This is a genomic window from Bacillus sp. GMa5/1 (assembly GCF_050172015.1).
In the GTDB taxonomy this organism is placed as follows: Bacteria; Bacillota; Bacilli; order Bacillales; family Bacillaceae_G; genus Bacillus_A; species Bacillus_A cereus.
On record NZ_JBNLYC010000140.1, the window covers coordinates 1 to 10456 of the forward strand.

The window sequence follows — 10456 nt, forward strand, 5'->3', positions numbered from 1 at the left end:
AATATTATTATTTTCAGTAATTTACCCCTTTACAAGTGAAATATAGAGGAGTATATTTACTCTCATAAATCATTCATAAAATTTCCAAAAAAACCTAAAATCGCTGAGTTCCAGAAATGGAGCGGGGGAACCAATTTTGTGCATCGTCACTTGGGGTGAATCTTTCAGTTTTGAAAGTAGGGCTACTCTTTAGGCCCGAATCCGACAGCTAACCTCGTAAGCGTTTAGAGAGGAGGTTTACTTTTTGTTGTTCATTTTTTGAACACTGAGTAGAGCTCAGTGTTCTTTTTTAACATTAAAATGGTAAATTTTAACAAAAACAAAGCGAGGGATAGCTATGTTAGATGTTGTAATGGTCGGGATTTTTATTTTATTAGTTGCATCAATGGCAAGTCTTGCAAGTTGGTCAGATAAAGTTGTGAAAGAAGGAAAGCAATCATGATGATTGTCTTATCGGTTATTGTCGCAGCAATTACAGTGTATTTAGTGTATGCATTATTAAATCCAGAGAAGTTTTAATTAGGGGGAATCATTCATTATGATTTGGGTTGCAGTCATTATTACAATGCTCTTGTTTATTTTAGTAGCAAAGCCAACGGGGATTTATTTAGAAAAAGCTTTTCAAGGTAGCAAAAAGCTAGATAAAGTATTCGGGCCTTTTGAAAAAATTATTTTTAAAATTACGGGTGTAAAAGAATACAATCAAACGTGGAAACAGTACGCATTATCATTAGTTTTACTCAACGGATTTATGATTGTTATTGTATATTTCATTTTCAGATTACAAGGTGTATTGCCGCTAAATCCGGCGCATATTGAAGGAATGGAGCCTACGCTCGCTTTTAATACAGCAATTAGTTTTATGGCTGATACAAACTTACAGCATTATAGCGGTGAAAATGGCTTATCTTATTTATCACAATTAATCGGGATTACATTTTTAATGTTCGCAGCACCAGCAACAACATTAGCGCTCGTTATGGCTTTTATAAGAGGACTTGCTGGAAAAGAACTTGGTAACTTTTTCGTTGATTTTACGAGAGCGTTAACGAGAGTGTTTCTTCCTATCGCATTTATTGCGGCACTAGTTTTTGTCGCTCTTGGTGTACCGCAAACGTTAGATGGGGCTGTTACAGCACATACGATTGAAGGTGCAAAGCAAAGTATATTACGCGGACCAGTTGCATCATTCGTGTCCATTAAGGAACTTGGAAATAACGGTGGTGGATTTTTCGGAGCAAACTCTACGCATCCTTTTGAAAATCCAGGGCAAATGAGTAATATTTTGCAAATGATGCTTATGATGTTATTACCAACTGCACTTCCGTTTACGTACGGACGAATGGTAGGAAATAAAAAGCAAGGTCGTATCCTTTTCGTATCACTATTCATGATGTTTTTACTAGGATTTATCACAATTACGACATCTGAATTACATGGAAATCCAGTATTAAATGAAATGGGTATCCAGCATGTACAAGGAAGTGCAGAAGGAAAAGAAGTGAGGTTCGGAACAGTATTTTCTTCCCTTTATGCGACAGTAACGACTGCTGCGGAAACAGGTGCTGTTAATACGATGCATGATACGTTAACACCAATTGGTGGTTTAGTACCACTCGTAAATATGATGTTAAATACAGTATATGGCGGCGTTGGAGCAGGCTTTGTGAACATTATTATGTATGCAATTATCGCAGTCTTTATATCTGGATTGATGGTTGGACGGACACCAGAATTTTTAGGTAAAAAGATTGAAGGTAAGGAAATGAAATTAATTGCGGTCACGATTTTATTTCATCCATTGCTCATTTTAGGCTTTTCGGCATTAGCTCTTTCAACAAATTTAGGGACGGATGCTATTTCTCATTCCGGTTTCCACGGTTTAACGCAAGTTGTATATGAATATACATCGTCAGCTGCGAATAACGGATCTGGATTTGAAGGATTAGGAGATAATACACCGTTTTGGAATATTACGACTGGTTTAGTTATGTTTTTAGGACGTTACTTCAGTTTAATTACGATGCTAGCTGTGGCAGCTTCGTTGAAAGAAAAAACGGTAGTGCCAGAAACAGTCGGAACGTTCCGTACAGATAATAGTTTATTTGGTGGCATCTTCATCGGAACAATTGTAATTGTTGGTGCATTAACATTCTTCCCGATGTTAGTACTCGGACCAATTGCAGAATTTCTTACATTGAAGTAATGGAGGGTAAATGATGAGACCGGTAGTAGTAAAAGAAAAACAATTAAATGAGTCACAAATACATGCTGTAGAAGATGAAGTTAGACAAGCGAAAACGATGGATCGTGATATCGTAACACATGCGATGAAGCAATCCATTGCGAAATTGAATCCGAAAGTCATGATAAAGAATCCGATTATGTTCGTTGTGGAAATTGGATTTATCATTACGTTCATTTTATCTTTTCTTCCAAGTAGTTCTAGTAGTATACCAGGTTGGTTTAATATAACAGTTTCTCTCATTCTATTATTTACAGTTTTATTTGCGAATTTTGCAGAAGCATTAGCAGAAGGTCGTGGTAAAGCGCAAGCCGATTCTTTAAAGCAGTCGAAGAAAGATGTGTTTGCAAATGTTGTAAAAGAAAATGGAGACATTGTCCAAGTTTCAGCAACTGATCTTACAAAAGGTGACGTTGTTATCGTAAAACAAGGAGAAATGATTCCGAATGATGGCGAAGTAATCAAAGGATTAGCATCTGTAGATGAATCTGCAATTACAGGGGAATCAGCTCCTGTTATAAAAGAAGCAGGCGGTGATTTTTGTTCCGTAACAGGTGGAACGATGGTCGTAAGTGATGAAATTACAATTGTCATTACGAGTAATCCTGGTGAATCATTTATAGACAAAATGATTTCTTTAGTAGAAGGAGCTGCTCGTCAAAAAACGCCGAATGAGATTGCTTTAAATACAGTATTAACGAGCTTAACTCTTATTTTCTTGATCGTCGTTGTGACGTTGCCGATTTTTACAAATTATTTAGGGTTTCAAATTGATACTGCTGTGCTAGTTGCATTATTAGTTTGTTTAATTCCAACGACAATTGGTGGTTTGCTATCAGCGATTGGTATTGCTGGGATGGACCGGGTGACAAAATTTAACGTGTTAGCGATGTCAGGGAAAGCAGTAGAAGCTGCGGGCGATATTAATACAATTATTTTAGATAAAACAGGTACGATTACTTTTGGGAACCGAATGGCTCATACATTATTACCTGTAGGAAATGAAACGATTGAGCAAGTTGGAAAGTGGGCCGCTATTAGTTCTGTTTTAGATGAAACACCAGAAGGTCGATCTGTTATCGAGTATGTGCAGGGAAAATCTATATCATACAATAGAGAACTTGCAGAACAAGGTGAGTTTGTTCCGTTTAAAGCAGAAACGAGAATGAGTGGTGTTGATTTACAAGACGGAACGAAAGTGAGAAAAGGTGCTGTAGGTGCCGTTATTGAATGGGTTGAGTCACAAGGCGGAATAATTCCGAAAGATGTAAATCAAAAAGCAGACTTAATTTCAAAAGAGGGTGGAACACCACTTGTAGTTGCAGTAGATAATCGTATTTATGGTTTAATTTATTTAAAGGATACAGTAAAACCGGGTATGCGTGAGCGTTTTGAACAGTTACGCCAAATGGGGATTAAAACGGTTATGTGTACAGGTGATAATCCGTTAACGGCAGCAACGATTGCAAAAGAAGCTGGAGTAGATGAATTCGTTGCCGAGTGTAAACCGGAAGATAAAATTGCTGTTATTAAAGCAGAGCAAGATAAAGGGAAACTTGTAGCGATGACAGGTGATGGTACAAATGATGCTCCAGCATTAGCACAGGCGGACGTTGGATTAGCGATGAACAGTGGTACGACAGCAGCGAAAGAAGCGGCTAACATGATTGATCTAGACTCGAATCCAACGAAAATTATTGAGGTTGTAGGAATCGGTAAGCAATTGTTAATGACACGAGGTGCTTTAACGACGTTTAGTATTGCGAATGATATAGCGAAATATTTTGCAATCATTCCAGCAATGTTTACACTTGCGATTCCGCAAATGGAGGCATTGAACATTATGAAATTAACATCACCACTGTCAGCGATTTTATCAGCATTAATATTTAACGCTGTTATTATTCCATTACTCATTCCGTTAGCGATGAAAGGTATTGCATATAAACCGATGAGTTCTAATGCATTGCTTAGCCGAAACTTACTTATTTATGGGCTTGGCGGAGTTATCGTTCCGTTCATTGGAATTAAGGTAATTGATATGATTGTCGGCTTGTTCATATAAGGAAGAGGGGAAAAAGATGGAGAAGAAACAAAGTATGCTATCACCAATTATCCGTATTACTTTTACATTTCTAGTGTTGTGTGGACTTGTATACCCACTTATTGTTACTGGTATTGCACAAGCAGTGATGAAGGATAATGCGGATGGAAGTCTAATATATAATGATAAAAATGAAGTGATTGGTTCTAAATTAATTGGTCAAAACTTCACGGATCCACGTTATTTTCAAGGGCGTGTTTCTAGTATTGAATATAAGGCTGAAGCATCTGGTTCAAATAACTATGCACCATCTAATCCAGATTTAGCAAAGCGAGTAGAGAAAAGTATTGCGGACTGGAAGGAAAAAAATCCAGCTGTTCCAGTTACAGAAGTACCGATAGATTTAGTGACAAATTCAGGTTCAGGGCTTGATCCTGATATTAGTCCAAAGGCGGCCTCGGTGCAGGTGGATCGCATCTCGAAATTAACGAATATTCCGAAAGAAAAACTTAATCAATTGATTAAGGATCAAACGGAAGGCGCTGCACTCGGCTTGTTTGGAGAAGATCGTGTGAACGTCTTAAAATTAAATTTAGAGTTACAGAAATTAATAAAATAGCAACAGTGCTACCTCAATCTAAAGGATTGAGGTAGCGTTGTTTCGAATGAAAGGTAGTGTTTATTTTGTATGCAGATGATTATGAACCGAAGTTCCAAAGGCGAACGCCAGAGGAATATTTAGAATATATTCGTCAGCAAAATCGCGGAAAGTTAAAGCTATATGTAGGAGCAGCTCCAGGCGTAGGAAAAAGTTATAAAATGCTCTTTGATGCAAGGGAAATGAAAAAAGATGGAATTGATATTGTAATTGGTTTAATTGAAACGCATGGAAGAAAAGAGACGGAAGAAGCAATTGCTGATTTAGAAAAAGTTCCTTTGAAAGAAATCCAGTATAAAGGAAAGGTATTTTATGAGCTTGATGTGGAAGGAATAAAAAAACGCGCGCCGCAAGTAGTCGTAGTGGATGAACTTGCGCATAGTAATGTTCCTAGTTCTAAACATAAGAAACGTTATATGGATGTGCAGGAATTGTTAGAGGCTGGTATATCGGTATTATCAGCTTTTAATATTCAACATTTAGAAAGTGTTCATGATATTGTAGCTCAAATTACGAATGTAAAAGTAAGAGAACGAATTCCAGATTTTATTTTACAAAAAGCAAATGAAATTCAGCTCGTTGATGCAACGCCTGAGGTATTAAGGAAGAGACTAATAGACGGAAAGATATATAAAGAAGAAAAAATTCAGCAAAGCTTACAAAACTTCTTTACACTTAATAATTTAGGAGCACTTAGGGAATTATCACTTCGAGAAGTTGCCGATGATATGGACGAGAAAATTAGCCAAACAGTAATAGAACCAATTGGCGTAAAAGAAAAAATTCTCGTTTGTGTACAATACAGTTCAACAGCGGAGAAATTAATAAGACGGGGATGGCGCATGGCTGATCGGTTAAATGCTGAATTGTACGTATTAAACGTTGAGAGGGAAAATATAGATTCTATTTCAGCTGGAAAAAAGCAGACGATTGAAGAGTGGAAATCGTTAACCAATCAATTTGATGCGAGTTTTGTATTAGAAGAGGCGAAAGGGAGAAAACCAGCGGATGTTATTATTGAAGTCGCAAGAAGATTACAAGTGACGCAAATTTTACTTGGACAATCTGCAAGAACAAGGTGGGAAGAAATACGAAAAGGCTCTATTGTAAATGAAATTATGAGACAAACAAAGTATATTGATATTCATATTGTTGCGGATCAAAGAGGGTAAAATAGAGCCGACATTTTGGGGGCTCTATTTTAATTTTTGTACAGCATGAAAACTTAGCATTTTCATTGCATATAAGATTACAAGTAAAAACATAATTGCGCCTAGGAAGAAAATCCAAAAGTAATTTTGGTTAAATAAAAGAAATCCACCTATAAGTGGCCCTGTACCCATACCAAGATAGCGGATGAAGTTGTATATACCGATAGCTGTTGCACGTTCTTGTACGAATTCTTCTGTTAATAAAGTAGTGTGAGTTGGCATAGAAAGTCCCATACTAAAACCGTACAAAGATGTAACGATAATGATGAATGAGATATTGATGCTATATGTGAAAGAGAATAAAACGACACATATAATATTGAAGAAACTCGTAATAAATAAAGTTGGCTTTGTTGTGAGGCGTTTTTGCAAAAACTTGTAGCAAAAACTTCCTAGCATGATAGAAAGAGACATTGGCACAAACATAAGACCAATTTCATTTGTAGCTAAATGAAATGAATTTGCTAAAATGCTCGGTAAAAAAACGAGAAAGCAAAAGTAAATACAAAATTGAATGAAGCCAATAAGAGTAATAGAAAATCCAGTTTTATTTTTTAAGATAAGAGAGTAATTCTTTTGTGCTTTAGAACGCTTAATTACATTTGGCTTTGTTTCTGGAAGTAGTGAAATGTTTATAATTAATAAGATAATGCCAAGTGTAGATAAAAAGAGAAATACAGATAAGTGACCATGTATACTGCCAAGATAACCACCTATGAGTGGAGCCATTGCAGGTGCGAGGGCAAGTAACATTTGGTATAGGCTCATCGCGTCTCCGCGTTCTTTTCCTTCAAATAAATCGCCGATAATCGTTGCTGAAACTACAGGTATAGCCGCTATTCCTATAGCTTGAACAGCTCTAAAAAAGAGAAATAAATAAATGTTTGCCGAAAAAGCACATCCGATTGAACCAATTGTACTAATGACTAAACTAGGAATAAGGACAGATTTTCTTCCTTTTGTATCAATTAAAGGTCCATATACGAGCTGCATAATTGCAAGAACGAATGTGAAAAGTGAAACTGTTACATTTACAAGATAAAGAGAAGTGTGAAAAGAATTTTGAATCATCGGTAAGATAGGTGTGTAAATATTTTGCGCGAAGGAACCGAATAAGGCACTAATACAGACAACATATAAAATAAGAGTTAGTTTAGATTTTTTCATCATGTTAACCTCCTTGTGATTTAGTTTCCTCGGAAACTAAATTTATTTTAACATGATTTTCTTACTTGTAAAGATGAAAAAATGGTTTTAAAATGGTATATAGTTAAATTGTTTCTTTGGAAACTTAGGAGGCGAACGGATTGAAGCATGCAACGAAGCAAATGGAAATACTTTCGGACATTCGTACACTTTTGCATAAAAAAGAAGAATATTTAAAACGACAAAATGAGAAGTTTCTTCGTGAGACAGGCGTAAGTAGTATGTCTTTATCTGAGTTACATGTAATCGAATGTATCGGAAAAAATGGTTTGATGAATGTAACGGCAATTACGACAGAAATGGGCATGACGAAGGGAGCAATCTCTAAAATTTGTACAAAGTTGTTTCAAAAGCAATTCGTTGAGAAGATGCAAATGTTAGATAATCAAAAAGAAATCTTCTTCCGCTTAACGGAAAGTGGGAATGAAATATATAAAGCTCATGAAAAATTGCATAAGCAAGCTGAAGAAAAGTGGTTGTTACTTTTAGATGGATATAGGAAAGAAGAGCAAGACTTTATCCAAAGGTTTATAAAGGATGTCTCCGATCATTTGGAAATATAATTGGAAGAAAAAACTCCTTTTTCTCAAGTCTTTTAAATATAATTTCTGAAAGAACTCATATATAATAGAAAAAGATACTTAACATGGTGAATAATTAAAGAGTCAATATATATAGAGGAGAGAGTAACATGCTTGAAAATACGGGGTTAGTATTAGAAGGCGGCGGTATGCGTGGTGTGTACACGGGCGGGATATTAGAATACTTTATGGAACAAGATTTATATTTTCCATATGTAATCGGTGTATCAGCTGGTGCTTGTCATGCAGCGTCGTATCTTTCCAGACAAAGAAATAGAAATAAAACGGTCAATATTGATTATGCATCACATCCGAAATATTTATCGTATAAAAACTTATGGAGAAAACGTCAACTATTTGATATGGATTTCATTTTTCATGAAATCCCAGAAAAGCATGTTCCGTTTGATTTTGAAACATACTTTAATAGCCCAGAACGTTTCCTTGTAGGAACGACGGATTGTGAAACTGGGCAATCTGTTTATTTTGAAAAAGAAGGAACGAATGATGATGCGCTAAATTTATTACAAGCGTCTAGTTCATTGCCTTTCATTGCACCGGTAGTAAATTACCGCGGTAAACAACTGTTAGATGGCGGGATTTCTGATCCAATTCCAGTTCGTAAAGCGCAAGAGGATGGATTTAAAAAATCAGTCGTAATTTTAACGAGAAATCACGGTTACGCAAAGAAAAAATCAAGATTTGGGTGGGTTGCTGCGAAAGCTTATAAAAAATATCCGAACCTTGTTAACACGATGCTGAATCGTTATGAAGTGTATAATGAAACACTTCACTACATTGAAAAAGAAGAACAAGCTGGGAATTTATTTGTTATTCGTCCAGAAGTGCCGCTTCAAGTAGATCGTATGGAAAAAGATACAGCAAAACTACAAAATTTATACGAGCAAGGCTATGAAGACGCAAAGAGACAATTTGCAGATTTAAAGGCGTTCTTGCAAAAATAAGTATTAGGCTGCGGAGATGGAGTTCTCTGCAGCCTTTTTTTGTATTGCTTGCTTATCCGTTACTTTTTAAAAATGTATGAATGTTTAAGTGTTTAAAGAGTTTGTAAAACATCGGGGTTTCTTGTTGAGGAGAATTTATTTGAAGGATATTATGATGATGTAGCGCTACTAAACTATTAAATTTATGAGGTGATTGTTAATGAAAGGAAAAGTTTTTTCAATTACGACTTTAGTATTATTAGCAACATCAATCTCAACAAGTGCATTCTATCCAACTCTAAGCGGTCACAAAAGCGGTAACCTACTATCTTACAGAGCTCAAACTACTACGAATCAAAATGCATCTCGTTGTTCAGTAGCAATTTCTTTTATTAAATCAAATGGAAATAATTCATATATTGAAAGCGCTTCAGACAAATTAGGATCCCATGAATCTGGAAGAGCATTAAACGCAACTGTGAGTAATGGTGCATATAACGCCTTTGGTGCAAAAGGACTATACTCGGAGCATTATGCAAATGAGAATAATGGCTATCAAGAAGATACACACAAAGGTACTTTTGATAGTAATGGTAACTTACGATTACAGTGGTAAAAAGCATTAAACAGTTGTCTTTATAAATATTTAGATAAGGAGAAGGGGATGTTCATCATCTCCTTCTTATTTAAAAGGAGCACAGACATGTACCTAGCTTTTAAAAATATAAAAAGCAATAAACTGTTTTTCTTAATTCTCCTTATGTCATTTTTTATTTCTTTTCTTTCTATATCAATAGCCGCACTTTTAACAGAGTCTAAACGAAACTTTATATCGGCTTTTCAAATCGGTTTTCCAGAGAAGAACCAAGTTTTAACTGTTCCGATAGCGAATGCAACTGAATTGGAAGAGATAATTCCTTTCATACAAGATACTTTTGTTAAAAGTGATATTTATGTAGAGCATTTAAAAGCATTAAATAGTTCAGGGGCAACAAAGATCATAGCTGTGAATTTAAAAGATGATTATTATTGGAAGCCATATATTTCTGAAGGACAATATTTTCATCGTGAAAATGTAAACGATATGGTTGTTGGCGATCAAACGAATGTAGAGGAGTTATATGAATTTGATGATACATATAAAAAAATAGGAACTATATCAAGAAAAGACAGTGACGTCGGTGTAGCAGGCATATACGTTCCACTTCAAAACTTACCTACTATATCTAAAAAAGGTATTATCGAGAGTAAACAATTACAATTAACAGTTGTTAATCCTACATCATCTATTCATAACGAAATAAAAAAGTTTATGGGTAGGAGTAAAGAAGTGCTTTCGGGAGATGTTCAAATGCTGAATGAACGAGATCTTCAAGAACTACATGTGACACATATAGATCCAGCAAATAAGTATTATTATAAATTTATTCTTGTTGCAATTGTTTCTGGTATTTCTGCGGTTTTATTTTGGATTTATAAAAAAGAAAGAGAGATTTCATTAAAAAAAGCAGTAGGTGCTTCTAATATATCTATCTACTGCGAACTATATATTCAAATTTTGTTTATT

The 10456-nt window shown here is 35.4% G+C and carries 11 protein-coding genes and 1 riboswitch; of the genes, 10 read left to right on the forward strand and 1 reads right to left on the reverse strand.

Annotated features, from left to right (window positions below; all coding sequences use genetic code 11):
- The first annotated feature begins 91 nt into the window (after positions 1-91).
- A riboswitch (cyclic di-AMP (ydaO/yuaA leader) is annotated at positions 92-237 on the forward strand.
- A gap of 100 nt (positions 238-337) precedes the next feature.
- The 6 genes from ACQGSG_RS22595 to kdpDN are packed head-to-tail and all read left to right on the forward strand — an operon-like array spanning position 338 to position 6119.
- Positions 338-442 carry a SipW-dependent-type signal peptide-containing protein gene (locus ACQGSG_RS22595; RefSeq protein ID WP_000887894.1) on the forward strand — a complete coding sequence of 35 codons (105 nt, stop codon included), beginning with the start codon at positions 338-340 and terminating at the stop codon, positions 440-442.
- Positions 442-519 (forward strand): K(+)-transporting ATPase subunit F, encoded by a 78-nt coding sequence (gene kdpF, locus ACQGSG_RS22600; RefSeq protein WP_223153441.1) that lies wholly within the window; start codon positions 442-444, stop codon positions 517-519. The genes ACQGSG_RS22595 and kdpF overlap by 1 nt, the downstream gene beginning before the upstream one ends.
- 19 nt (positions 520-538) lie before the next feature.
- Positions 539-2206, forward strand: a complete 1668-nt coding sequence (kdpA, locus tag ACQGSG_RS22605) for a potassium-transporting ATPase subunit KdpA (protein ID WP_098604827.1) — start codon at positions 539-541, stop codon at positions 2204-2206.
- A gap of 13 nt (positions 2207-2219) precedes the next feature.
- The gene (gene kdpB, locus ACQGSG_RS22610) at positions 2220-4310 is read left to right on the forward strand and encodes a potassium-transporting ATPase subunit KdpB (protein WP_001247992.1); all 2091 of its coding nucleotides are present in this window, start codon (positions 2220-2222) and stop codon (positions 4308-4310) included.
- 16 nt (positions 4311-4326) lie between these two features.
- Complete coding sequence (gene kdpC, locus ACQGSG_RS22615) at positions 4327-4908, forward strand: K(+)-transporting ATPase subunit C (protein ID WP_000412616.1); 582 nt, start codon at positions 4327-4329, stop codon at positions 4906-4908.
- A gap of 56 nt (positions 4909-4964) precedes the next feature.
- Positions 4965-6119: a KdpD-like non-kinase potassium sensor gene (kdpDN, locus tag ACQGSG_RS22620; RefSeq protein ID WP_098604826.1), complete on the forward strand. Its 1155-nt coding sequence runs from the start codon at positions 4965-4967 to the stop codon at positions 6117-6119.
- 24 nt (positions 6120-6143) lie between these two features.
- Here the strand turns inward: kdpDN and ACQGSG_RS22625 are convergent, their stop codons facing one another.
- On the reverse strand, positions 6144-7325 hold the full coding sequence (locus ACQGSG_RS22625) for an MFS transporter (RefSeq protein ID WP_098604825.1): 1182 nt from the start codon (positions 7323-7325) through the stop codon (positions 6144-6146).
- 140 nt (positions 7326-7465) lie between these two features.
- Here ACQGSG_RS22625 and ACQGSG_RS22630 point away from each other — a divergent pair, with 140 nt between their 5' ends.
- From ACQGSG_RS22630 to ACQGSG_RS22645, 4 genes are all read left to right on the forward strand, one after another.
- Positions 7466-7927, forward strand: a complete 462-nt coding sequence (locus ACQGSG_RS22630) for a MarR family transcriptional regulator (protein WP_065704854.1) — start codon at positions 7466-7468, stop codon at positions 7925-7927.
- A gap of 128 nt (positions 7928-8055) precedes the next feature.
- Complete coding sequence (locus tag ACQGSG_RS22635; protein WP_000892680.1) at positions 8056-8910, forward strand: patatin-like phospholipase family protein; 855 nt, start codon at positions 8056-8058, stop codon at positions 8908-8910.
- A 199-nt stretch (positions 8911-9109) separates the two neighbouring features.
- A complete protein-coding gene (locus ACQGSG_RS22640; RefSeq protein ID WP_141530118.1) occupies positions 9110-9505 on the forward strand; it encodes a hypothetical protein in 396 nt (131 codons plus the stop codon).
- An 87-nt stretch (positions 9506-9592) separates the two neighbouring features.
- Positions 9593-10456 (forward strand): ABC transporter permease (locus ACQGSG_RS22645; RefSeq protein WP_426948061.1); only part of this gene is annotated, 864 nt, incomplete at its 3' end.

Coding starts and splice junctions, on each gene's coding strand:
- kdpF (WP_223153441.1), top strand. CDS start 442: ATGATTGTCTTATCGGTTATTGTCGCAGCAATTACAGTGTATTTAGTG.
- ACQGSG_RS22625 (WP_098604825.1), bottom strand. CDS start 7,325: ATGAAAAAATCTAAACTAACTCTTATTTTATATGTTGTCTGTATTAGT.
- kdpA (WP_098604827.1), top strand. CDS start 539: ATGATTTGGGTTGCAGTCATTATTACAATGCTCTTGTTTATTTTAGTA.
- ACQGSG_RS22640 (WP_141530118.1), top strand. CDS start 9,110: ATGAAAGGAAAAGTTTTTTCAATTACGACTTTAGTATTATTAGCAACA.
- ACQGSG_RS22595 (WP_000887894.1), top strand. CDS start 338: ATGTTAGATGTTGTAATGGTCGGGATTTTTATTTTATTAGTTGCATCA.
- ACQGSG_RS22635 (WP_000892680.1), top strand. CDS start 8,056: ATGCTTGAAAATACGGGGTTAGTATTAGAAGGCGGCGGTATGCGTGGT.
- kdpB (WP_001247992.1), top strand. CDS start 2,220: ATGAGACCGGTAGTAGTAAAAGAAAAACAATTAAATGAGTCACAAATA.
- kdpC (WP_000412616.1), top strand. CDS start 4,327: ATGGAGAAGAAACAAAGTATGCTATCACCAATTATCCGTATTACTTTT.